Source organism: Martelella mediterranea (assembly GCF_021021415.1).
GTDB classification, from domain to species: Bacteria; Pseudomonadota; Alphaproteobacteria; order Rhizobiales; family Rhizobiaceae; genus Martelella; species Martelella mediterranea_C.
On record NZ_JAINWJ010000017.1, the window covers coordinates 21849 to 43937 of the forward strand.

General features: G+C 62.6%; 24 protein-coding genes. 16 read left to right on the forward strand and 8 right to left on the reverse strand.

Annotated features, from left to right (window positions below):
• Positions 1-5: 5 nt before the first annotated feature.
• The 9 genes from K7H91_RS12650 to trmB all read left to right on the forward strand — a co-directional run bounded on the left by K7H91_RS12650 (position 6) and on the right by trmB (position 9514).
• Complete coding sequence (locus tag K7H91_RS12650) at positions 6-791, forward strand: lysophospholipid acyltransferase family protein (protein WP_230720637.1); 786 nt, start codon at positions 6-8, stop codon at positions 789-791.
• Positions 792-853: 62 nt separating this feature from the next.
• Positions 854-2224, forward strand: coding sequence for a tRNA (N6-isopentenyl adenosine(37)-C2)-methylthiotransferase MiaB (gene miaB, locus K7H91_RS12655; RefSeq protein WP_230720638.1), 1371 nt, complete (start codon positions 854-856; stop codon positions 2222-2224).
• A 246-nt stretch (positions 2225-2470) separates the two neighbouring features.
• The gene (locus tag K7H91_RS12660; RefSeq protein ID WP_230720717.1) at positions 2471-3502 is read left to right on the forward strand and encodes a PhoH family protein; all 1032 of its coding nucleotides are present in this window, start codon (positions 2471-2473) and stop codon (positions 3500-3502) included.
• A gap of 1 nt (position 3503) precedes the next feature.
• Complete coding sequence (ybeY, locus tag K7H91_RS12665; protein ID WP_230720639.1) at positions 3504-4010, forward strand: rRNA maturation RNase YbeY; 507 nt, start codon at positions 3504-3506, stop codon at positions 4008-4010.
• A 13-nt stretch (positions 4011-4023) separates the two neighbouring features.
• Positions 4024-5232 carry a hemolysin family protein gene (locus K7H91_RS12670; RefSeq protein ID WP_230720640.1) on the forward strand — a complete coding sequence of 403 codons (1209 nt, stop codon included), beginning with the start codon at positions 4024-4026 and terminating at the stop codon, positions 5230-5232.
• A gap of 32 nt (positions 5233-5264) precedes the next feature.
• Positions 5265-6731 carry an apolipoprotein N-acyltransferase gene (gene lnt / locus K7H91_RS12675; protein ID WP_230720641.1) on the forward strand — a complete coding sequence of 489 codons (1467 nt, stop codon included), beginning with the start codon at positions 5265-5267 and terminating at the stop codon, positions 6729-6731.
• 243 nt (positions 6732-6974) lie between these two features.
• A complete protein-coding gene (locus K7H91_RS12680) occupies positions 6975-7388 on the forward strand; it encodes a helix-turn-helix domain-containing protein (RefSeq protein ID WP_230720642.1) in 414 nt (137 codons plus the stop codon).
• Positions 7389-7567: 179 nt separating this feature from the next.
• Positions 7568-8806: a methionine adenosyltransferase gene (metK, locus tag K7H91_RS12685; RefSeq protein ID WP_230720643.1), complete on the forward strand. Its 1239-nt coding sequence runs from the start codon at positions 7568-7570 to the stop codon at positions 8804-8806.
• Complete coding sequence (gene trmB, locus K7H91_RS12690; RefSeq protein ID WP_230720644.1) at positions 8807-9514, forward strand: tRNA (guanine(46)-N(7))-methyltransferase TrmB; 708 nt, start codon at positions 8807-8809, stop codon at positions 9512-9514.
• A gap of 15 nt (positions 9515-9529) precedes the next feature.
• Here trmB and K7H91_RS12695 read toward each other — a convergent pair whose 3' ends face one another.
• A complete protein-coding gene (locus K7H91_RS12695; protein WP_230720645.1) occupies positions 9530-9781 on the reverse strand; it encodes a DUF1150 family protein in 252 nt (83 codons plus the stop codon).
• Between the two features lie 78 nt (positions 9782-9859).
• On the reverse strand, positions 9860-10264 hold the full coding sequence (locus K7H91_RS12700) for an Hsp20 family protein (RefSeq protein ID WP_230720646.1): 405 nt from the start codon (positions 10262-10264) through the stop codon (positions 9860-9862).
• Between the two features lie 104 nt (positions 10265-10368).
• Between K7H91_RS12700 and K7H91_RS12705 the strand changes: the two genes are divergently transcribed.
• Positions 10369-11313, forward strand: a complete 945-nt coding sequence (locus K7H91_RS12705; protein WP_230720718.1) for a nucleoside hydrolase — start codon at positions 10369-10371, stop codon at positions 11311-11313.
• Positions 11314-11331: 18 nt separating this feature from the next.
• Here the strand turns inward: K7H91_RS12705 and glcF are convergent, their stop codons facing one another.
• The 4 genes from glcF to K7H91_RS12725 are packed head-to-tail and all read right to left on the reverse strand — an operon-like array spanning position 11332 to position 15663.
• Positions 11332-12633, reverse strand: coding sequence for a glycolate oxidase subunit GlcF (gene glcF, locus K7H91_RS12710; RefSeq protein ID WP_230720647.1), 1302 nt, complete (start codon positions 12631-12633; stop codon positions 11332-11334).
• A 3-nt stretch (positions 12634-12636) separates the two neighbouring features.
• Positions 12637-13014 (reverse strand): DUF4870 family protein, encoded by a 378-nt coding sequence (locus K7H91_RS12715; protein WP_230720648.1) that lies wholly within the window; start codon positions 13012-13014, stop codon positions 12637-12639.
• Positions 13011-14234 (reverse strand): glycolate oxidase subunit GlcE, encoded by a 1224-nt coding sequence (gene glcE / locus K7H91_RS12720; protein WP_230720649.1) that lies wholly within the window; start codon positions 14232-14234, stop codon positions 13011-13013. The genes K7H91_RS12715 and glcE overlap by 4 nt, the downstream gene beginning before the upstream one ends.
• Entirely contained in the window at positions 14227-15663 is a 1437-nt protein-coding gene (locus tag K7H91_RS12725) for an FAD-linked oxidase C-terminal domain-containing protein (protein WP_230720650.1), read from the reverse strand. Before K7H91_RS12725 ends, glcE begins: the two co-directional genes overlap by 8 nt.
• A 153-nt stretch (positions 15664-15816) precedes the next feature.
• Here K7H91_RS12725 and K7H91_RS12730 point away from each other — a divergent pair, with 153 nt between their 5' ends.
• Positions 15817-16722 (forward strand): LysR family transcriptional regulator, encoded by a 906-nt coding sequence (locus K7H91_RS12730; RefSeq protein ID WP_230720719.1) that lies wholly within the window; start codon positions 15817-15819, stop codon positions 16720-16722.
• Between the two features lie 7 nt (positions 16723-16729).
• On the opposite strand, the gene K7H91_RS12735 is transcribed toward K7H91_RS12730, so the two are convergent.
• Positions 16730-16894, reverse strand: a complete 165-nt coding sequence (locus K7H91_RS12735) for a DUF1328 family protein (RefSeq protein ID WP_018065521.1) — start codon at positions 16892-16894, stop codon at positions 16730-16732.
• Positions 16895-17136: 242 nt separating this feature from the next.
• On the opposite strand from K7H91_RS12735, the gene K7H91_RS12740 reads away from it, so the two are divergent.
• The 4 genes from K7H91_RS12740 (at position 17137) to K7H91_RS12755 (ending at position 20411) form a co-directional block, all read left to right on the forward strand.
• Entirely contained in the window at positions 17137-17601 is a 465-nt protein-coding gene (locus K7H91_RS12740; protein WP_230720651.1) for an NUDIX hydrolase, read from the forward strand.
• 91 nt (positions 17602-17692) lie between these two features.
• Positions 17693-18430, forward strand: coding sequence for a 16S rRNA (uracil(1498)-N(3))-methyltransferase (locus K7H91_RS12745; protein WP_230720652.1), 738 nt, complete (start codon positions 17693-17695; stop codon positions 18428-18430).
• Between the two features lie 193 nt (positions 18431-18623).
• A complete protein-coding gene (locus K7H91_RS12750) occupies positions 18624-19997 on the forward strand; it encodes a glutamate--cysteine ligase (protein WP_230720653.1) in 1374 nt (457 codons plus the stop codon).
• A gap of 63 nt (positions 19998-20060) precedes the next feature.
• Positions 20061-20411 carry a VOC family protein gene (locus K7H91_RS12755; RefSeq protein WP_230720654.1) on the forward strand — a complete coding sequence of 117 codons (351 nt, stop codon included), beginning with the start codon at positions 20061-20063 and terminating at the stop codon, positions 20409-20411.
• Positions 20412-20634: 223 nt separating this feature from the next.
• Here the strand turns inward: K7H91_RS12755 and K7H91_RS12760 are convergent, their stop codons facing one another.
• The gene (locus K7H91_RS12760) at positions 20635-20904 is read right to left on the reverse strand and encodes a DUF1127 domain-containing protein (protein ID WP_230720655.1); all 270 of its coding nucleotides are present in this window, start codon (positions 20902-20904) and stop codon (positions 20635-20637) included.
• A 235-nt stretch (positions 20905-21139) separates the two neighbouring features.
• Between K7H91_RS12760 and K7H91_RS12765 the strand changes: the two genes are divergently transcribed.
• Positions 21140-22087: a LysR substrate-binding domain-containing protein gene (locus K7H91_RS12765; protein ID WP_230720656.1), complete on the forward strand. Its 948-nt coding sequence runs from the start codon at positions 21140-21142 to the stop codon at positions 22085-22087.
• The last annotated feature ends 2 nt before the right edge of the window (positions 22088-22089 follow it).

A 22089-nucleotide genomic window follows, 5' to 3' on the forward strand; every position in this document is an offset into this window, starting at 1 on the left:
GCGCGATGATCTATCTGCGCTATGCCTATGTCGCCCTCGTTCTGTTTCTGACAACCATTATCCTGTCGCCATTGCAGATCGTGGCGCTGTGGCGCGGCTGGAAGATCGCGCGCAAGCTGCCGCGCTACTGGCATGTCGTCGCCTGTTTTGTGCTCGGCATCCGCATTCATGTCCATGGCGAGATCGAGCGGCAGCGCCCGCTGCTTTTATCCGCCAACCACACGACCTGGCTTGATATCGTGGTGCTGGGCCGGGTTGCCGAGGTCTCTTTCATCGCGAAGTCGGAGGTCAAGACCTGGCCGATCTTCGGCCTGTTCGCGCGGTTGCAGAATTCGGTGTTCATCGAGCGCGCCGACAAGCGCGGCACGGGACGGCAGGTGGGGTCTATCGCCGAGCGGCTTGCCGGCGGCGAGATCATCATTTTGTTTCCCGAAGGCACAACCTCTGACGGCAACCGGATCTATCCGATCAAATATTCGCTGTTCGGCGCGGCATCCTCCGCCGTTCCGCTGTCGCCCACGGGCAAGGTTCATGTCCAGCCGGTCGCGGTTGCCTATACCGGTATCAGGGGGCTGCCGATGGGGCGGTTCCTGCGCCCGATCGTGGCCTGGCCCGGCGATGTCGAAATGCTGCCTTCGCTGGCAGGCGTCATCAAGGCGCGCGCGCTCGATGTCGATGTCTGTTTCGGCGAGCCCGTGGTGTTCGACGCCGAGACCCGGCGCAAGGAGGCGGCCGCCGAGGTCGAGGCCCGCATGCGCACGCTGCTTGCCGAGCGGCTGCGCGGACGCTGACCATTTTTTTCATTTTCTCTTTTTTCATTTTCTCCGCGGCCAAAGCGCGTTAAAAGGCCGGCATGAGCGAACAGACAACACTTCCGGCCGACAATCAGCGCAAGGTCTTCATCAAGACCTATGGCTGCCAGATGAACGTCTATGACAGCGAGCGCATGGGCGAGGCGCTGGCGGCTGACGGCTACCAGCCGACCGAGGTGATCGAGGATGCGGACCTCATCCTGCTCAACACCTGCCACATTCGCGAAAAGGCCGCCGAAAAGGTCTATTCCGCGCTCGGGCGTTATCGTGACCTGAAGGCGGAACGCCTGAAGCAGGGCCGCGAAACGATGATCGGGGTCGCGGGCTGCGTTGCCCAGGCCGAGGGCGAGGAAATCCTCCGCCGCGCGCCGGATGTCGACGTGGTCATCGGCCCGCAAACCTATCACCGCCTGCCGGAGGCGCTGCGCAAGGCCAAGACCGGCGAGCGGGTGGTCGATACCGAATATGCGGTCGAGGACAAGTTCGACTATCTGCCGAAGAAGGAGCGCGGCGTTCGCCCGAAGAATGTTTCGGCGTTCCTGACCGTTCAGGAAGGCTGCGACAAGTTCTGCACCTTCTGCGTGGTGCCCTATACCCGCGGCTCCGAAATCTCGCGCTCGACGAAGCAGATCGTCGATGAAGCGCGGCGGCTCGCCGAAAACGGCGTGCGCGAGATCACGCTGCTCGGCCAGAACGTCAATGCCTGGCATGGCGAAAGCGCCGACGGCGCGGATTGGGGCCTTGGCGACCTGGTGTTTCATCTTGCCGAAATCGACGGCATCGAGCGCCTGCGCTACACCACCAGCCATCCGCGCGACATGGACGAGCGGCTGATGCAGGCCCATCGCGACCTGCCGAAGCTGATGCCCTATCTACACCTACCGGTGCAGGCGGGCTCGGACAAGATTCTGAAGGCGATGAACCGCCGTCATACCGCGGAAGAGTATCTGGCGCTTATCGAGCGCATCCGCGCCGCGCGCCCGGATATCGCGATGTCTGGCGATTTCATCGTCGGCTTTCCCGGCGAGACGGAGGAGGATTTCCAGGCGACGCTCGCGCTCGTGGAAAAGGTGCGCTACGCCCAGGCCTTCTCGTTCAAATATTCGCCCCGGCCCGGCACGCCCGGCGCGGAGCTTGGCGATCAGGTGCCGGAGGCCGAGAAGGCCGACCGGCTGCAACGGCTTCAGGCGATGCTCACCCGTCATCAGCTCGAATTCGCGCAATCGCGGGTCGGCTTGGAGATGGATATCCTGCTGGAAAAGCCGGGCCGCAATTCCGGCCAGCTCATCGGCCGTTCGCCTTGGCTGCAATCCGTCGTGATCGATGGGGGAGAGGCTGAAATCGGCGATCTGGTGCGGGTGCGCATCACCGATGCGGCGACCAACAGCCTCGCCGGCGTCCGGATTGCCTGATTGATGACAGTCCCATGAATTTGTCGGGGCGAAATACAAATCGCTTCACAAAGTCGAGAATCGCGATTAGCCTTCCTATATGAAGCTTGATTGGCGAACAGAGACTCACATTTCTGCCGTTTTCCTTCTGTCTTTGACTGAACGATCCCCTATGTATCGTATCGAAGAGGACGCTGCCGGCCTGAACCCGGACAGCGGAGCGCTTTGCGTTGAACCGAGGAGCAGAACCGCTTGACCGCTACTGAAATGGTTGTATCGCACGGAAAACCGGCCGGCCCGGATGCCAGCCACTTCGTGCTCACCTTTGAGAACAATCGCTATGCCAGTGAATTGTTCGGTCAGTTTGACGAGCATCTGAAATTGCTGGAGAAGGAGCTTGGCGTCGATGCCGTGGCGCGCGGCAACTCCGTGGCGCTGAGTGGCCCGACGCTCGCCACCCATCAGGCGCGCCGCGCGCTGGATTATCTCTACGCCCAGCTTCAAAAAGGCGCGCAGCTGGAAAAATCCGATGTCGAGGGCGCGATCCGCATGGCGCGGGCGGCCGACGACCAGTTGACCCTGCCGACGCTGGAGCGCAAGGCACGGCTTTCGATGTCGCAGATTTCGACGCGCAAGAAGTCGATTGCCGCCCGCACCCCCGCCCAGGATGGTTATATCCGGGCGATGGAGCGCAACGAACTGGTGTTCGGCGTCGGCCCCGCGGGCACCGGCAAGACCTATCTCGCCGTCGCCTATGCCGCCCAGCTCCTGGAGCGCGGCGCGATCGAGAAGATCATCCTGTCGCGCCCCGCCGTCGAGGCCGGCGAACGGCTCGGCTTCCTGCCGGGGGACATGAAGGAGAAGGTCGATCCCTATCTCCGTCCGCTTTATGACGCGCTCTACGACATGATCCCCGGCGACCGGGTGGAACGCGCGATGACGGCGGGGGTGATCGAGATCGCGCCGCTCGCCTTCATGCGCGGCCGCACGCTGACCAATGCGGCGGTGATTCTCGACGAGGCGCAGAACACGACCTCGATGCAGATGAAGATGTTCCTGACCCGGCTTGGCGAGAATTCGCGCATGATCGTCACCGGCGATCCGAGCCAGGTCGACCTGCCGCGCGGCGTCAGATCCGGGCTGGTGGAAGCGCTCGATGTGCTGCAGGGCGTGGAAGGCGTTTCGACGACGCGCTTTACCGACAAGGACGTGGTCCGCCATCCGCTGGTGGCCCGCATCGTTGCCGCCTATGAGGGGCGGGGACGCGCGCCTGAGGCGAATGAAGGCGGCGCCGGCTGATATGGCCGCATTCGATTTTCAGGTGAGCCGGGAGGCTGAGGGCTGGCCCGACGAAACGCAACTGGAAGCGCTGGCCTCCGACGTGATCCGGGTTGCTGCGCTCTTTCTGGAAAAGGAGGAGGGGCAGCCGTTTCCAGCCCAGCCTGCCGAACTGTCGCTGGTGTTCACCGACGACGCGGCGATACGGGAGATCAATGCGGAATGGCGCGACAAGGACAAGCCCACCAATGTGCTGTCCTTCCCCGCCTTTCCGGTGACACCCGGCGCGATGCCGGGGCCCATGCTCGGCGATATCGTGATTGCCCGGGAAACCGTGGCGCGCGAGGCCGGGGAGCTCGAAAAGAGCTTCGACGATCACCTTACCCATCTTCTGGTGCATGGATTTCTGCATCTTTTGGGGTATGATCATATCGAAAACGACGATGCGGAGGTTATGGAGCGTCTCGAGACTCGCATTTTGGCCACACTTGGCCTATCTGATCCCTATCAGGGCAGCGACCCTCTCTAACGCCTAAGGAACGATGAACCAGCAACAGATTGTACCGCTCGGTGACAGCGGTCAGGATTCCGACGACGGATCCGAGCTCGACGAGCCTAACAGTCCGGAGACGGGCAGAAATACTCAGAAATCGTCAGCCTCGCCCCTCAAGGGCCTTCTCCTGTACTTCAAGCGCAACGGGCACGGTTCCTCGCGCCTGCGCGAAGACCTTGAGGATGCGCTCTCCCCCAACAATTCCGGCGACAACGATTTCTCGCCCGAAGAGCGGGCGATGCTCAACAACATCCTGTCCTTCCGCGAGGTGCGGGTCGAGGATGTGATGGTGCCGCGCGCCGATATCGACGCGGTGGACCAGTCGATGACCATCGGGGAATTGCTGCTGGTGTTTGAAAATTGCGGCCATTCGCGCATGCCGGTGTTCTGCGAAACGCTGGATGATCCGCGCGGCATGGTCCATATCCGCGATCTGCTGGCCTATCTTTCCAAGCAGGCGCGCGGCCGCCGGCGCGGTCGCCCGGCCAATGCCCGCGAGGCCGCCAAGAACGGATCGCTGAAGGCAAGCGAGGTCAAGCCGACGGAGCGCCAGACCAAGGCCGCCCAGAACACTTTCGATCTCGGCAAGGTCAATCTCGACAGAACCATCCTCGAAGCCGGGTTGATCCGGCCGGTGCTGTTCGTGCCGCCCTCCATGCTTGCCTCCGACCTGTTGCAGCGCATGCAGGCGGGCCGCACCCAGATGGCGCTGGTGATCGATGAATATGGCGGGACCGACGGGCTGGTATCGCATGAGGATATCGTCGAGATGGTGATCGGCGAGATCGACGACGAGCATGATTCCGAGGAAGCGATGTTCACCCGCGTCTCCGACGATGTTTATCTCGCCGACGCGCGCGTCGAGCTTGAGGATATCGCCGAGGCGATCGGTCCCGATTTCGAGATCGGCGAGCATGCCGAGGATGTCGATACGCTGGGCGGGCTGATCTTCTCGACCATCGGCCGCATTCCGGCGCGCGGCGAGGTGATCCAGCTTTCGGGCTTCGAGGTTCATATTCTCGATGCCGATCCGCGCCGCATCCGCCGCGTCAGGATTTTGCGCAAGCGCGGCCCGGCGCGCCGCCGTTCCGTCGCCCGCGCGGAGAGCCAGGATGAAAGCCGCGATGCCGCCCGGCATGAGGAGCATGATGCTTCCTATGACGAGGACATCGACAGCGAAACGCATGACGAGCGATAGGCGGCGCTGACCCGCCGGAAGGGACTGCGCCTTTGCAACGGCTTTCGGCCTATCTGGCAAATCTGACGGGCTGGCCGCAGCGGTGGATGCTGTTTGCCGCCGGCGCGGTCGCAACCTTTGCGCTGGCGCCTTTCGGTGTTACGCCCGTGATGTTCATCGCGCTGCCGCTCATGGTCATGGTCATGGACGGCGCGCTTTCGGGCAAGGCGCTGAAGCCGCGCCTCAGGGCCGGTTTCGGGGTCGGTTGGTGGTTCGGCTTTGGCTATTTCGTTTTCGGCCTGTGGTGGCTTGGCGTCGCGATCTGGAAGGATGGCGCGTATTGGGCGCTGCCACTCGCCGTTCTTGGCTTTCCGGCCGGGCTTGCGCTGTTTTACGGACTGGCGGGGGCGCTGGCCGCGATTGTCTGGCGGCCCGGGCCGGTGCGCCTGATCGCGCTCGGCGCGGCGATGGTCGCGGCGGAGTGGCTGCGCGGGCATCTCGCCACCGGCTTTCCGTGGAATGCGATCGCCTATACCGCGATGCCGACACCGCTATTCATGCAGGCGATCCGGTTGACCGGGCTCTATGTGATGGGCGGCTTTGCCGTCTATGTGTTCGCAAGCCCCGCGCTTCTGGCCGCGCGATCCGGTCGGCGTATCGGATTGGCGCTTGCCCTCGTTATTGTGGCCGTCGATATCGGCTACGGCTGGTATAGGCTCGCAAACGTGCAGCCTGCCGACGGGCGCGAGGTAGGGCTTCGGCTAGTTCAGCCGGCTTTCGAAGAGGCCGACTGGCGCACGGAGGAAGGGCGCGACAGGGTGTTCGCCACTTTGCTGGAGCTTTCTTCCGATCCGGCCGGATATGCCGGCGAAAGCCCGGATATCATCATCTGGCCGGAAAGCGTTCTTCCCTTCACGATCGAAGCGCGGCCCGATGCCCGCACGGCGATCGGCGAGATGCTGAAGCCGGGGCAGACGCTTGTGTTTGGAGCGGCAAGCTTTGCCGGGCGCAAACCCGATGGCTGGCCCGAATTCTACAACGCGGTCTATGTCCTGGATGACGCCGGGAGAACCGTTTCAGTTTCCGGCAAGACCCATCTCGTGCCCTTTGGCGAGTATCTGCCGTTCGAGGACTTCTTCCGCGCGATCGGGCTCGAGGCGCTGACGACACTGCCGGGCAGCTATGTTCCTGTTGATAACCGCCAGATGCTGCTGCTCCCGGATGGCGCCGCGCTTTACCCGCTCATCTGCTATGAGGCGGTGTTTCCGCGGCTGGTGGAGGGGCAGGCGGCCGGTGCGTCAGCGCTGGTAAACGTTACCTATGATGCCTGGTTCGGGCGGACGCCCGGGCCCTTCCAGCACTTCGCCCAGGCGAGATTGCGGGCGGTCGAGGCCGGCAAGCCGTTGATACGCGTTGGCGAAAACGGCGTTACGGCGATCGTTGACCCATACGGTCGCATCATCGACCGGCTGCCATTTGACCGGCGTGGCGTACTCGATGGTAGGGTCAGCTTACGTTAGGAAATTGAGAGATATGCGCCGTCTCGCGTGTCCTTAAATTGCCACACTATTTGCTGAATTAGCAAATCTTTACTCATCTCATGGTTTTATATTTCGCGCAGAATTGACCGCTTTACTCCAAAATTGCATAGTGACCGCACTTGGCACTCAACTATGGCTTTTTAGTCGCTTAATCGACGGGTTGCATAACTCTCCGGCACAGTGACTGGGCCCTTATGTCAGGTTAAAAAAACAGGACGAACAATGACAGAAAACAAGAAGAAGCCGAACCCCATTGACGTGCACGTCGGGAGTCGGATCAGGTTGCGCCGGACAATGTTAGGAATGAGCCAGGAGAAACTCGGCGAGAGCCTTGGCATCACCTTTCAGCAGATTCAGAAATACGAAAAGGGCACCAATCGCGTTGGCGCCAGCCGACTACAGAACATTTCGACCATCCTCAACGTTCCAGTCTCATTCTTTTTCGAGGACGCACCCGGCGAACAGGGCGTTGGCGCTGCGGGAATGGCGGAGGCTTCGAGCTCGAGCTATGTGGTCGATTTCCTCTCGTCTTCGGAAGGGCTGCAGCTGAACCGGGCCTTTGTGAAGATCAACGACGCCAAAGTGCGGCGCAGGCTTGTGGACTTGGTCAAGTCGCTGGCGGCTGAAGCGGAATGAGGTGACGGGCTGATTTTGACGCATTGTGGGGGAGAGCGCTCTGCTCTCCTCGGGTCAAGGCATGCGTCAAAATCCACCTGGCTTTGAGGACATAAAGATATACTGATATCGTTGTGCGCTTGTCATAGCCACGCGAAGCGTTTATCAAAATCGGGCCAATTTCTATGTGGGGAATCCCGATGCGCGCCAACTATCTTTTCACTTCCGAATCCGTTTCAGAAGGCCATCCGGACAAGGTCTGCGACAGAATTTCCGACGAAATTGTCGACCTCGTCTATCGCGAGGCCGTGAAGACCGGCGTCGATCCCTGGTCGGTGCGCGTCGCCTGCGAAACGCTGGCCACCACGAACCGCGTCGTCATCGCCGGTGAGGTCCGTCTGCCGCCGAGCCTGATGAAGCTGGACAAGAACGGCAACGAGATCGTCAATCCCTCGCGGTTCAAGTCTGCCGCGCGCCGCGCCATCCGCAATATCGGCTACGAGCAGGACGGTTTCCACTGGAAGACCGCGCGCATCGATGTGCTGCTGCATGCCCAGTCCGCCCATATCGCCCAGGGCGTCGACAGTGCCGCCGACCGGCAGGGCGACGAGGGTGCCGGCGACCAGGGCATCATGTTCGGCTTCGCCTGCCGCGAAACCCCGGAACTGATGCCGGCGCCGATCTACTACGCCCACCGTATTCTCCAGACGCTTTCGGAAGCCCGCAAGGGCGGCGACGGCGACGTCGCAAAGCTCGGGCCCGACGCCAAGAGCCAGGTCACCGTGCATTACAAGGACGGCAAGCCCGCGGCCGTGACCTCGATCGTGCTGTCGACCCAGCATTTCGACGAAAGCTGGGATTCGCACAAGGTCCGCAGCGTGGTTGAGCCCTATATCCGCGAAGCGCTCGGCGAACTGCCGATTGCCGATGATTGCGTGTGGTACATCAACCCGACCGGCAAGTTCGTCATTGGCGGGCCGGATGGCGACGCCGGGCTTACCGGCCGCAAGATCATCGTCGATACCTATGGCGGTGCCGCGCCCCATGGCGGCGGCGCGTTTTCGGGCAAGGACACCACCAAGGTCGACCGCTCGGCGGCCTATGCCGCGCGCTATCTGGCCAAGAATGTGGTCGCGGCCAATCTCGCCGAAAAATGCACGATCCAGCTTGCCTATGCGATCGGCGTCGCCCAGCCGCTGGCCGTCTATGTCGATCTGCACGGAACCGGCAAGGTGACCGAGGAAGAGGTCGAAAAGGCGATCCGCGCCGTGATGGATCTGTCGCCCTCCGGCATTCGTCGCCATCTCGATCTCAACAAGCCGATCTATGCCAAGACCGCCGCCTACGGCCATTTCGGCCGCAAGGCCGGGCGCGACGGGTCGTTCTCCTGGGAACGGCTCGATCTGGTGAAGCCGCTGAAACTGGCTTTGAAAGGCTGATTGCGTAAGGTGACCGGCGACAATCAGAATGTAACCGGGCGGGCGTTTTTCGGCCGCCGCAAGGGCAAGCCGCTGCGCGATCGACAGGCGCGCAACCTCGCTGAGCTTTTGCCCACGCTCGCCATCGATCCATGCCAACCTGCGCCCGCCGACCTCCGCGAGGCTTTCGCGGTGCCGGTGGAGCGGGTGCGGCTCGAGATCGGCTTTGGCGGCGGGGAGCATCTGTTCCACCGCGTCGAGGAAAACCCGGCAACCGGCTTCATCGGCGTCGAGCCCTTCGTCAATTCCATGGCCAAGCTGCTGGGGCGGGTCGAGGAGCGCACGCCCGGCAATCTCAGGCTCTACGATGACGACGCCGTCGATATTCTGGACTGGCTGCCGGATGCCTCGATCGACCAGATCGACCTGCTCTATCCGGACCCGTGGCCGAAGAAAAAGCACTGGAAGCGCCGCTTCGTCTCGCAGCCGAATCTCGAGCGGTTCCACCGGGTGCTGAAGCCGGGCGCGACGTTCTGCTTTGCATCGGATATCGACAGCTACATCAACTGGACGCTGCTGCATTGCCGAAGGCATGGCGGTTTTGAATGGCAGGCGCGCGGGGCTGCCGATTGGCTGACGCCCTACGACAACTGGCCGGGAACGCGCTATGAGGATAAGGCGAAGCGGGAAGGGCGCGGCAGCGCCTATCTGACGTTTGTCAGGCGTTAAGCACGGTATCGTGCTTCAGTGCAGCGTGACCGTCTTCAGGTCGTCTTCCATCGCCTTGAAGAACACGCTGGTGCGGTTTTCGGTCAGAAGCAGCAGCGCGCCGTCCGCGCTGAAAAGGGCCCAGAGCTTGTCCGCGGTCTTGAGATTGGCCGCATCGGGGAAATGGCGCAACGCCTCGGTTCGCTCGAACTCTCGAAAATAGCCGAGATGCCCCGTGCCGAATTCTGCGAGACTTTCGAGGGATTGTTCCGCACCCGGGATTTTCATGAAGCCATTTCCTGCAAAAGACCTGAGACATTCAGGCAAACCGTCCGGAAAGGTCGGGAGCCCGTTGTTTTTCCAAGCCTATTGTGAAACGGAAATCTTAATTTTTCGTACCTCCTGAGGATGTTGCGCGAGGTCGATCGATAATAATCCGCGCTCCAGGCTTGCGCGGATCACCTCCATGCCATCGGCGAGCGCGAATTGGCGGCGGAACTGGCGGCCGGCGATGCCGCGAAACAGATATTCGCCCTCATCGCGCTCCTCCGCCTTGCCGCTGACGATGAGCACCGAGCCCTCGATCACGACGTCGAGCTCGCTCGCGGCGAAACCGGCAACGGCGAGCGTCAGGCGCAGAAAGCCGGGTTCCGCCCCGCCGGGAAACCAGGCGACATCGAAGGGCGGGTAGCCGGATGCGCCTTTTACCGTGTTCGGGCCGTCCTGCCTTTCGGCGAACCGTGGGTCGAATCTCAGGTCAATTCTGGGCATGGTCGTTTCCGTCTTTTGCCTTGCAGTTTGCCAAGCGCGGTTCGCCTTGACAATCCGCGAACGAGTGTCCATTCACAGCGCCTGCCTGTTCAATTCGGATTTATATAATGAGCCCACGGAAAATCATAATCGATACCGATCCCGGCCAGGACGACGCGGCTGCCATCATGCTGGCGCTCGCAAGCCCCGAGGAGATCGAGGTGCTCGGCATCACGGCGGTGGCCGGCAATGTGCCGCTCGCCAGAACCGAGCGCAATGCCCGCATCGTCTGCGAGCTTTCCGGGCGCCCGGATATCAGGGTCTTCGCCGGCTGCGACAAGCCGATGCGCCGTCCGCTGGTCACGGCGGAACATGTGCACGGTTCGACCGGGCTCGATGGCACGGAGCTCGACGAGCCGAGAATGCCGCTCCAGGCGCAGCACGCCGTCGATTTCATCATCGAGACGCTGCGCACAGAGCCTGAAAAGACCGTTACGCTCTGCACGCTCGGCGCGCTTACCAATGTCGCGACGGCGTTTGAGAAAGCGCCGGATATCGTGGACCGCGTCCAGGAAATCGTGATGATGGGCGGCGGCTATTTCGAGGGCGGCAACATCACGCCGTCCGCCGAATTCAACATCTATGTCGACCCGGAAGCCGCCGATATCGTTTTCCGTTCCGGCATTCCGATCGTGATGATGCCGCTCGACGTCACCCATCAACTGCTCTGCCTCAAGGAGCGGGTCGATCGCATCGATGCGATCGGGCGTCCGGCGGCGAAGGCGATGGCCGCGATGCTGCGTTTCTACGAGCGCTTCGATGTCGAGAAATACGGCTCCGACGGCGGGCCGCTACATGACCCGGCGGTGACGGCCTATCTCATCCGCCCGGAGCTTTTCTCCGGACGCCACTGCAATGTCGAGATCGAGACGCAATCGCCGCTGACCTTGGGCGCGACCGTCATCGACTGGTGGCGCGTCACCGACCGCAAGCCCAATGCGCTGGTCATCGGCAAGGCCGATGCCGACGGCTTCTTCGCGCTTCTGACGGAGCGGCTGGCGCGGCTTTAATGCGCTGAATGTGAAGGATCAGCCGGCGAGCTTCGCCGGCTTCGGCCCGCCATAGGCCCAGTCGAGCAATTCGACGGTGTGCAGGATCGGAGTCTTCGTGCCGCTGGCGATCTGGGTGATGCAGCCGATATTGCCGGTGGCGATGATATCCGGCTTCAGCGCCTCGATATTCTTGACCTTGCGTGCCTTCAGCTTTGCCGAGATCTCCGGCTGCATGATGTTGTAGGTGCCGGCCGAGCCGCAGCACAGATGCCCCTCGGCCGGTTCGGCGACGGCAAAGCCCGCTGCCTCCAGCAGCAGTTTCGGCGCGGCCTTGATCTGCTGGCCGTGCTGCATGGAACAGGCCGAGTGATAGGCGACGGTGACGCCCTTTTTCGGCTGGTCGCCGAGCGCGAGCCCTGCCAGATATTCGGTGATGTCCTTCGCGAGCGCCGAAACGCGGGCGGCCTTTTCGGCATAGGCCGGGTCCTGCGCCAGCATATGGCCGTAATCCTTGATCGTCGTGCCGCAGCCCGACGCGGTGATGATCACGGCGTCCAGCCCGCCGGCCTCGATTTCCCGCGTCCAGACATCGACATTGCGCCGGGCCTCGGCAAGCGCCTGCTCCTCGCGGCCCATATGATGGACCAGCGCGCCGCAACAGCCTTCGCCCTTCGGCACCACCACCTCGATGCCGAGCCGTGTCAGGAGCCGGACGGTCGCCTCGTTGATGCCGGGATCGAGCACGGACTGGGCGCAGCCCGTCAGCAGCGCCACTCGGCCGCGCTTTTCGCTCTCGGGCGCGTGCGACGCGGGTTTGGAAATCGTCGAGGGAGCGGGCAGGCGCTTCGGCGCAAGCTTCAGCATCGCCTCGAACGGCTTCAGCGCCTCGCGTCCGGAGAAAAGCCCGGCGAACGGACGGCCGAGACGCGCGAGCCGGAGCGCGGCCCTAAACCGTCCGGGATATGGCAGCACGGCGGCCAGCACCGCACGGGTAAACCGGTTGATCGGGGGGCGCTTGTAGGTCTTTTCGATATGCACCCGCGCATGATCGACCAGATGCATGTAATCGACGCCCGAGGGGCAGGTGGTCACGCAGGAAAGGCAGGAGAGACAGCGATCGATATGGGTGACGGTTTCCCTGTCCGCCGGCCGGTCGTTTTCCAGCATGTCCTTGATCAGGTAGATCCGCCCGCGCGGACTGTCGAGCTCGTTGCCGAGCGTGACATAGGTCGGACAGGTGGCGGTGCAGAAGCCGCAATGAACGCATTTGCGCAGGATTGATTCGGCTTCCGCGACCTTCGGATCGGCAAGCTGGGCGGATGAGAAACTGGTTTGCATAGATCAGATCAGCCAGCTTTGCGGGTTTTCGATCGGCTCGTTGCGGTTCACCTTCTGCAGGCCGATGATCACGCGCACGATCACCCATATGCCGGTGGCGACAAAGCCGAGCACGCCGATGAGCACGAAGGTCAGCACAAACGAAATCGCCGAAAACAGCAGCGCGATCCAGAAGGTGCGGATCGCCCAGGTGTAATGCGTCTTGAGCCAGTCTTCCGCCTTGTCGCGGTTCAGATAGGCCGCAATCAGGCCGATCACGCCGGCAACGAAAATCACGCAGCCGACCAGGTAGAGAATATAGATGAGAATGACGTTGTTCTTGCTCGGGTCCATCCAGCCGTCGCCGAAGCGCTTGGGCGCGTCATAGTGCGGGTCGCTCATGCTGCCATCTCCTGTGTTGCCATCTTGCCGGGATTGAAAATGCCCCTGGGGTCGAGTTTCGCGCGGATGCGGGCTTCGAGCGCCGCGACCGCCGCCGGCTGCGGTTCGAAGGCGGGCGTCAGCTTGCGTGCGGCCGGATCGGCGCGCATCAGCGTGGCATGCCCGCCGCCGTGTTTCTTCAGCAGCGCGCGCAGAATATCGGCCTCCGGCGCGCCGTCCATCCGCATCCACACAAGCCCGCCCTGCCAGTCGTAGAACGCGTCCACCGCCGCCTCCAGCCGCATCGCGCCGACCAGCGCCGCCGCTTCGGACGGCGTGACGCTGACGCGCCAGAGCGGACGGAGCGAGCGATCTTGATAGGGCGCGACATCGCGGATTTCGCGCCACAACTCGCGCGTGTCCGCATCGCCGAGCCGGGTGAGGGGGCCAAAAGGCTCGGCATAGGCCGCAAGCTTGTCGAGGCGGGCCGAAACCGATTCCGGCAGGCCTTCCAGCCGCAGGCAGGTGGCGCTGTCGCCATTGATTCCGTCGTTCAGAAATGCGGACCGCACGCTATAGGGCAGGTGGCTCGCGCCCGAGACTTCGAGCGGCAGCGCCATCGCAGCGGCCAACAGCTTCACGGCATCTTCTTCGGTGAGGTCCGTGACAATCAGCGTGGCGGCGGATTTGGGCGCGGGGAGAACCTTGAACGTCACTTCGGTCAGGAAGCCGAGCGTGCCGTGCGAGCCGGCGATCAGCCGCGCGAGATCGAGGCCGGTGACGTTTTTCATCACTCGCCCGCCCGCGCGGATCACCTCGCCGCGGCCATTGATAAAGCGAGCGCCGAGAAGGTGGTCGCGGGCAGCCCCTGCCAGCGCGAATCGGCGCGGGCCTGAAACATTGGCCGCGAACACGCCGCCGATCGTGGGCGTGCCGTCGGTTCCCATCATGCCCCGATGATCCATCGGTTCGAAGGCGAGGAACTGGCCGTTTTCGGCAAGCGCCGCCTCGATTTCGGCAACCGGCGTGCCGGCCTTCGCTGTCATCACCATTTCGGATGGCTCATAGGCCACGATGCCGGAAAGCGCGCGCGAGCTCAGCGTGACATCCGCTTCGACCGGATTGCCGAAACCGGAGCGGGTATCGCCGCCGCACAGCCGCAGCGGCGCGTCGCTGTCGTGATGGCGGGCGATGATCGCGGCCGCCTCGGCCTCGCTTTCTGGCGTCAGAAGTTCAGTCATCGCGTCCCCCCAGCGGAAACACCTTGGAGGGGTTCAGCGACCATGCGGGATCGAATGCGGCGCGCACCGCCATCTGCTGGCGAAGGTCGGCCTCGCCATACTGGTGGCGCATGAGGTCGCGTTTCTCGATGCCGACGCCGTGTTCGCCGGTCAGACAGCCGCCGGCCTCCACGCAGAGCTTCAGGATTTCCGCCCCGGCCTCCTCGGCGCGCGCGGCGTCTTCGGGATCATTGATATTGTAGAGGATCAGCGGGTGCATGTTGCCGTCGCCGGCGTGAAACACGTTGGCGACGCGCAGGCCGTAGCGGTCGGTGATCTCGCTGGTCTTCTGCAAAACGTAGGAAAGCCGGCTGAGCGGCACGGTGCCGTCCATGCAGATATAGTCGGCGATCCGTCCGGTCGCGCCGAAGGCGGATTTGCGCCCCTTCCAGATCAGCGCGGCCTCGGTGGCCGACTGGCTGCGGCGCACGGCCGTAACGCCATGGGTCTCGGCGATTGTCACGATCCGGCCGAGCATCGCCTCCATCTCTTCCTCAGAGCCCTCGACCTCGATGATCAGCAGGGCGGCGGCATCGAGCGGATAGCCGGCATGGGCAAACGCCTCGCAGATCTCGATCGCCGGCTTGTCCATGAATTCGATGGCGACCGGGATGATGCCGGCGGCGATGATATCGGTCACGCAGGCGCCGGCGCTTTCGGAGGAGGGGAAGCCGAACAGGACCGGCCGGGCGCCCTCGGGCTTGGCCAGCAGTCGCACGGTGGCCTCGGTGATGATGCCGAGCTGGCCCTCCGAGCCGCAGATCAGAGCCAAGAGATCGAGGCCGCCCGAATCCAGCGTCTTGCCGCCGAGGTCGATGATCGTGCCGTCGACCAGCACGAGTTTGACGCCGAGCAGGTTATTGGTTGTGACGCCGTATTTCAGACAATGCGCGCCGCCGGAATTCATGCCGATATTGCCGCCGATCGTGCAGGCAAGCTGGGAACTGGGATCGGGCGCATAGAAAAAGCCCTCCGGCGCGACGGCCTCCGAGATCGCGATATTGGTGACGCCGGCCTGCACCACCGCGGCCCGGTTCGGCAGGTCGATATCCAGAATACGGTTCATCCGCGACAGGCCGAGAATGATCGCGTCCTCCTGGCCGATCGCGCCGCCGGCAAGCGAGGTGCCGGCCCCGCGCGGCACCACGGGAATGCCATTGTCATGGCAGTAGCGCAGCACCTTGGCGACATCCTCGGTCGTCTCCGGCAGGCAGACTGCCAGCGGAATGCGATGATAGGCGAGAAAGGCGTCGGTTTCGAACGGCACCAGTTCACGCGCCTCGTGCACGAGCGCGTTTTCAGGCAGAAGCGTCTGCAATTCCTCGATGATTGTCTCGCGCCGCGCCAGAATGCCGGCATCGGGTTCGCGAAACGCGATTGTGCCTGTCAAAGCGGACCTCCAGATCGCGTCCGGGCTTGGCTTCCGGACGCCGCGCAAAACGGGATAATCGCAGCATCACGGCTGCAACTCATTCTCTAACATTGGCCTCACTGAGAGACAAATGCTAATACTTGTTCCACAAAGGCAACAATCGCGGTGATTATGAAAAATCTGCAGGATCTGGAAGTGTTCGCGGAGGTCGCCGCGACCGGCAGCATGAGTGATGCGGGCAGGACGCTGAGGCTTTCGCCGGCCGTTGTGTCGAAAAGCATTCGCCGTCTGGAAGAGCAACTCGGGGTGCGCTTATTGCAGCGGACAACACGGATGATCACCCTGACGGAGACGGGACGCGGGTTCTACGAGCGCCTGCTGCCCGTGCTGGCCGGGATCGAGGAGGCCGAGGCCTTTGTCGAAGGCCATGCATCGGCGGTTCGCGGCCGGCTGAGAATCTCGGCGCCAACTTCGTTCGGGCGGATGCATATCGCGCCGCATCTGGCGACCTTCATGAATGCCCATGAAAGGCTGGAAATCGAACTCATTCTCAGCGATGCCTTCGTCGATATCGTCGCCGATGGCTTTGACCTTGCGGTGCGGATAGGCGAGCTTTCGGATTCCACGCTGGTTGCCCGCAAGCTTGCCCCGGTCCGCCGCGTGCTCTGCGCCTCGCGCCAGTATGTCGAGCGCTTCGGCGCTCCCCAAAGCCTGGAGGCGCTCGAGGATCATGTGTGCCTGCCGGCGCATAATGGCGAATACTGGCGGCTGGAAGGTCCGGAGGGGCCGGTGTCGTTCCGCCCGGTCGGGCGGCTGGTGACCAATTCCAGCGAGGTTATCCGCGAGGCTGTGCTTGCCGGCATGGGCATTGCGCTGAGGTCGACCTGGGATATCGGGCCGGAACTGGCGGCGGGCGAACTCGTCCATGTGCTGCCGGAGTATAAAAGCCCGGACAATGTCGGGCTTTTCGCGGTCTATGCCTCTAGGAATTTTCTGCCGGCCAAGGTGCGGCTGTTCATCGACTTCATGGCCGGGCTCTACGGCCCGTCCCCCTATTGGGACGAGGCCGTGCTGTGACAATCGGTCAGGCGATGATCAACACGCCGGTGATCAGCGAAATCAGAATGACCACGAGTACGATGAAGATCAGAATCCGGGCAATGCCTGCGGAAAGGCCGGCAACGCCGCGAAAACCCAGCAGGCTGGCGACAGCCGCGATGATCAACAGTATCAGAATCCATTCAAGCATGATGTGTCCTCTCAATATTGGCCGATCCGGCATTTCGACATGTCAACGGCGGCGGCGGCGCTAAAGTTCCGGAAAGGGGTATCGGACTTGACAGATGTCACGCGGAGGACGATTCTATTCGTTGCGCGCGTGTGCAATCAAAATTCACAAAAGCTTCACGCATCCGTCAGAAACGGTCTGCAACCGTGTGTTAAAACACACGATCCCGATCGTATTGGTCCTGATTCGCCGGAAGGAACGTCATGCCATCAAGTGAAAACTTGGCAGATGAAATCGATGAAGCCCGCCAGCAATATGCGGCGCTGTGCTACCGGCTGGCCAAAACCAAGAAAAAGAAGACCATCGAAGTCCTGCTGATCACCAGCCGCGACACCGGCCGCTGGGTGACGCCGAAGGGCTGGCCGATGGCCAACAAGGCGCCGCACGAAGTGGCCGAGCAGGAGGCTTTCGAGGAAGCCGGCATCAAGGGCAAGGTTTCGGATACGCCGGTCGGCAATTTCCGTTATCTCAAGCGTCTCGATGACGGCACATCCGTCACCTGCGTGGTCGAGATCTTTCCGCTGCGGGTGCGCAAGGCGAAGGCCCGGTTTCCGGAGCGCGATGAACGCGTGCGCAAATGGGCAAGCCCCGAAGAGGCCGCCGAAATGGTGGACGAGAGCGAGTTGAAATCGCTGCTGATCGACTTCGCCGGTCGTCTGGGCGGCTAGTTGCGTTGATCATCCTGCCTGTGCAAGAAACGCGCTAGCCGATTATCAACGCCTCGCCGCAAGCGAAGCGTCATCCCGATGCGAGTCTGCCATGCGCGCAAATTACCGCCTGCAACGCCTGTTTGTTGAAGCCGATCTCGGCCCCGAAGCAGAGATCGAGGCCGACAAGGATCAGTTTCACTACCTGGCCCACGTCCTGCGCGCTGCGGAGGGGACCGAGCTCCTCGCCTTCAACGGCAGGGATGGCGAGTGGCTGATGCGGCTTACCTTCCCGACACGCAAGAAGATCACGCTCAAGGCCGTTGAACAGACCCGCCCCCAGCCCGCTGCCTCCGACCTCCATTACCTGTTCGCTCCGCTCAAGACCGGGCGGATGGACTATATGGTGCAAAAGGCGGTGGAGATGGGCGCCGGCATCATCCAGCCGGTGATGACCCGCCATGTGCAGGGCAAGCCGGCCAAATCCGAGCGCCTTGCCGCCAACATCATCGAGGCGGCGGAGCAATGCGGCGTGCTGAGCGTGCCGGAACTGCGCGAACCCGCCAGGCTCGAAGAGATTCTCGAAAACTGGGAGCCCGGCCGGCAGCTGATCTTCTGCGACGAGGGGGCGGAAACCCAGAACCCGCTTGCAGCGCTGGAAACGGTGGAGGCCGCGCGGCTGGCGCTGATCGTCGGGCCGGAAGGCGGGTTTTCGGACGAGGAGCGTTCACTTTTGCGTGGTCTGTCCTTCGTCACGGCGATTCCGCTCGGGCCGCGAATCCTGCGCGCGGATACCGCGGCGGTGGCCGCCCTTGCCGTGATCCAGGCGACGATCGGCGATTGGCGCTGACGCCGGTCCGATCGCGGACCTGATGCGGTTTTCGCGCGTTTCACCATCAATCAAAGAAATTGACTTGATTGCCCCGGCGATCCGGTTCAAGAGCGGATTGCGCGGGCTCCGGCCCTGACGACGAGGGCGGTTGCTCCATTCGCTGAAATGCGAAACCGCTCTATCTGTTTGTGTTGAGAACGAGGAAGCTTGCATGGCCCGTGACACATCCGACGGGACGCCGATTACCGGCAAGGCGGAACTGGTCGCCTATCTGGAAGCCGGGTGCAAGCCTGAGTCCGATTTCCGGATCGGCACGGAGCACGAGAAATTTCCGTTCTTCAAGGGCAGCAACGCCCCCGTTCCCTATGAGGGCGAGCGCTCGATCTCGGCGATCCTGAAGGGCATGAAGGACAAGCTCGGCTGGGACGCCATCATGGATGGCGACAATATTATCGGCCTTGCAGAGCCCCATGGCATGGGCGCGATCTCGCTGGAGCCGGGCGGGCAGTTCGAGCTCTCCGGCGCGGCCCTCAAGACGCTGCACGAGACCTGTCGCGAATCGAACCGGCATCTGGCCGTGCTGCGCGGCGTCTCCGAGCCGATGGGCATCGGCTTTCTCGGCATTGGCGGCAGCCCGAAATGGACGCGCGCGGAAACCCCGCGCATGCCGAAATCGCGTTACGAGATCATGACCCGCTACATGCCCAAGGTCGGCAGCCAGGGTCTCGACATGATGTATCGCACCTGCACCATCCAGGTGAATGTCGACTTTTCCTCCGAGGCCGACATGCGCCGCAAGATGGCGCTGTCGCAGAAGCTGCAGCCGCTTTCAACCGCGCTGTTTGCCTCGTCGCCGTTCACCGAGGGCAAGCCCAACGGCCTCCTGTCATGGCGCGGCGATATCTGGCGCGACACCGACAATAACCGCGCCGGCCTGCTCGATTTCGCGTTCCGCGACGACTTCACCTTCGAGCGCTATGTCGACTGGGCGCTTGATGTGCCGATGTATTTCATCATCCGCGACGGGCGCTACCGCGATTGCACCGATATCACCTTCCGCCAGTTCATGGATGGCGCGCTGAAAGGCGAGGTCGATGAATGGCAGCCGACAATGGGCGACTGGACCAACCATATCTCGACGCTGTTTCCGGACGTGCGGCTGAAGCGCTTCCTGGAAATGCGCGGCGCTGACGGCGGCACATGGCGGCGCATCTGCGCGCTGCCATCCTTCTGGGTCGGCCTGCTCTATGATCACGGTGCGATGGATGCCGCCGAGCAGTTGACGGCTGAGTGGAAGGTGGAGGATATCCACCGGCTGCGCGATGAAGTACCGCGCCTGGCGCTGAAGGCGGAAATCGGTGGCCGTCCGCTTGCGGATATCGCCCGCGAGGTTGTCGGTATCGCCCGCGCCGGTCTGAAATCGCGCGGCAACCTCAATGGCGACGGTCAGGACGAAAGCGTGTTCCTCAACCCGCTCGACGAGATCATCGCCAAGAAGACCACCTTTGCCGAAGACCTGCTGTCGCTCTATCACGGTCGCTGGAAAGGCTCCGTCGATCCGCTGTTCGAGGAATTCCAGTACTGATTTTTCGGGCATGGACGGCTTCGGCGCGCCCCGGTATTCTGTGGTCGCGATCTGGAGGTTCGAATGGGCGTTACCGGCATTGGCGGTTTTTTCTTTCGCGCGCATGACCCGGAGATGCTCGGCGCTTGGTACGCCGAACATCTGGGCGTTGGCGCTGGGAGCGGCGGCCCCTGGCAAACCGCTGCCGGCCCCTTGGTCTTTGCACCGTTTCCGGCGACCAGCGACTACTTTCCCGAAGACCGGGATTTCATGCTCAACTTCCGGGTGGATGATCTGGATGCGCTTTTGGCGCGCCTTGCCGCCGCCGGCATCGAGGTCGTCACAAATCCCGATTGGGACATGCCGGGCGTCGGCCGCTTCGCGCGGATCCATGATCCGGAAGGTAATCCGATCGAACTCTGGCAACCTGATTGAGGCTCAAGCGCACAAAAAAGCCCGGAAACACAAGTGCTTCCGGGCAAAATGCAGAGTGAAGGCTGAACCACCCTGCGGGGAAAATGACGTCTTCTCGGGCCGTGGTTGGGACATACGGCCTTCAAATAACGCCAATCCGGAGTGCCGCCACCAGGGGCGGCAGGCCCCGCCGCCAACGCAGCGGAGCGTGATCTTGTGGCCTTAGAAGGTGGCCGGAATGCGTTCACACATACATGCGCGCGGCGCGGTTGGCGGCTGCCTTGCGCAGCTCGGCCATCGGATCTTCTGAGAGCGGGGCCATATGGGCGCGATGGATCTCGTGGCGCGATAGCCCGATATCCTTCAGCAGCGCATCGTCCATTTCGGCCATGCGGTGCACGGCCAGTCGGTTTTTCGTAAAGCGCCGCGCAGCACGAATGAACGCGCTGATGCCAGTCCAGAGTGAATGTCCGATGTTCATCCGGCTCGCGGATGTCCTTTCAATCAACGACATTGTCGCCTCCTTGGTGTGCGCCGAACCTTTTCGGCTTTGCACGGCTTGCGGGCGGAAGCCTCATGGCTTCCTTTCAAAGCGAACAAACTGTATTATCACCCGGACAGCCACCCGATTCTTGCCGGTGGCGCTGGGCCGCTGCTCGCTTCGTTGTGTTACAAAGTGACGATTTCTTATTGATCAGTCCAACGAATGTTTCTAATATCACTCATCATAGAACTTGATGGGTGAGACCATGGCAGCGCCACTCGATATCGATCAACTCCAGACCTTCGTCGCGATCGTCGATTACGGATCGTTCACGCGGGCGGCCGAGCATGTGTTCAAGACGCAATCGGCCGTCTCGATGCAGATGCGCCGGCTGGAGGAACGGATCGGCAAGCAGCTCTTCACAAAGGATGGGCGCGGGGTGAGGCTGACGGACGAGGGCGACAAGCTACTGAATTACGCCCGCCGGATCATCCGCCTCAATAACGAGGCGATCACCGCCTTTGACGAGAACCGGCTTCAGGGCTCGCTCAGGATCGGCACGCCGGACGATTACGCCGACCGCTATATGCCGGATATCATCAACCGGTTCGCCAGAAGCCATCCCAATGTCGAGCTTTTCATCGTCTGCGAGGACTCCGTCGATCTGGCCGAGCGGCTGAAGCAGGGAGAGCTGGACCTGGCGCTGGTGACGCATAATGCGCGCACCCGCCAGTCGGAGGTGGTGCGCACCGAGGCGCTGTGTTGGGTGGCCTCGGCAAACCATCCCCTGCCGGTGGACCGGCCGGTGCCGCTCGCCGTCGGGCGCCGCGATTGCTGCTGGCGCGATCTGGCGGTGAAGGCGCTGGATGGGGTGGGGCGCGAGTACCGGATCCTGTTTACAAGCTGGTCGGCAACCGTGCTTGCCTCGGCGGTTCTGGCCGGCATGGCGGTCTCGGTCCTGCCCGAATCTGCGGTCCGGAACGGCATGCGGGTGCTGACCCCGGCGGATGGCTTTCCCACGCTGGAGCCGGTCCAGATCGGCCTGATGAAGCGGCCGGGCGCGCCGGCATCGCTGACCACCGCGCTCTCCAACCACATCATCGCCTCGCTCGACAATATCAGTCAGGCGGAAATGATGCCGGACATGGAGCCGGAAAGAGCCCACCAGCGGCTAGCGCGTTCCAAGCCCGGCCAGATGCTCGCGAGCTGGTGAAA

Bases quoted from the DNA above. Each gene is read 5' to 3' on its own strand.
- K7H91_RS12680 (WP_230720642.1), top strand. From the start codon at position 6,975: ATGACAGAAAACAAGAAGAAGCCGAACCCCATTGACGTGCACGTCGGG.
- glcE (WP_230720649.1), bottom strand. From the start codon at position 14,234: ATGACTGAACTTCTGACGCCAGAAAGCGAGGCCGAGGCGGCCGCGATC.
- K7H91_RS12745 (WP_230720652.1), top strand. From the start codon at position 17,693: ATGCGCGCAAATTACCGCCTGCAACGCCTGTTTGTTGAAGCCGATCTC.
- K7H91_RS12750 (WP_230720653.1), top strand. From the start codon at position 18,624: ATGGCCCGTGACACATCCGACGGGACGCCGATTACCGGCAAGGCGGAA.
- K7H91_RS12670 (WP_230720640.1), top strand. From the start codon at position 4,024: ATGAACCAGCAACAGATTGTACCGCTCGGTGACAGCGGTCAGGATTCC.
- miaB (WP_230720638.1), top strand. From the start codon at position 854: ATGAGCGAACAGACAACACTTCCGGCCGACAATCAGCGCAAGGTCTTC.
- K7H91_RS12740 (WP_230720651.1), top strand. From the start codon at position 17,137: ATGCCATCAAGTGAAAACTTGGCAGATGAAATCGATGAAGCCCGCCAG.
- K7H91_RS12760 (WP_230720655.1), bottom strand. From the start codon at position 20,904: ATGTCGTTGATTGAAAGGACATCCGCGAGCCGGATGAACATCGGACAT.
- K7H91_RS12730 (WP_230720719.1), top strand. From the start codon at position 15,817: ATGAAAAATCTGCAGGATCTGGAAGTGTTCGCGGAGGTCGCCGCGACC.
- K7H91_RS12660 (WP_230720717.1), top strand. From the start codon at position 2,471: ATGGTTGTATCGCACGGAAAACCGGCCGGCCCGGATGCCAGCCACTTC.
- K7H91_RS12735 (WP_018065521.1), bottom strand. From the start codon at position 16,894: ATGCTTGAATGGATTCTGATACTGTTGATCATCGCGGCTGTCGCCAGC.
- K7H91_RS12650 (WP_230720637.1), top strand. From the start codon at position 6: ATGATCTATCTGCGCTATGCCTATGTCGCCCTCGTTCTGTTTCTGACA.
- K7H91_RS12755 (WP_230720654.1), top strand. From the start codon at position 20,061: ATGGGCGTTACCGGCATTGGCGGTTTTTTCTTTCGCGCGCATGACCCG.
- ybeY (WP_230720639.1), top strand. From the start codon at position 3,504: ATGGCCGCATTCGATTTTCAGGTGAGCCGGGAGGCTGAGGGCTGGCCC.
- K7H91_RS12715 (WP_230720648.1), bottom strand. From the start codon at position 13,014: ATGAGCGACCCGCACTATGACGCGCCCAAGCGCTTCGGCGACGGCTGG.
- glcF (WP_230720647.1), bottom strand. From the start codon at position 12,633: ATGCAAACCAGTTTCTCATCCGCCCAGCTTGCCGATCCGAAGGTCGCG.
- K7H91_RS12695 (WP_230720645.1), bottom strand. From the start codon at position 9,781: ATGAAAATCCCGGGTGCGGAACAATCCCTCGAAAGTCTCGCAGAATTC.
- K7H91_RS12765 (WP_230720656.1), top strand. From the start codon at position 21,140: ATGGCAGCGCCACTCGATATCGATCAACTCCAGACCTTCGTCGCGATC.
- metK (WP_230720643.1), top strand. From the start codon at position 7,568: ATGCGCGCCAACTATCTTTTCACTTCCGAATCCGTTTCAGAAGGCCAT.
- K7H91_RS12700 (WP_230720646.1), bottom strand. From the start codon at position 10,264: ATGCCCAGAATTGACCTGAGATTCGACCCACGGTTCGCCGAAAGGCAG.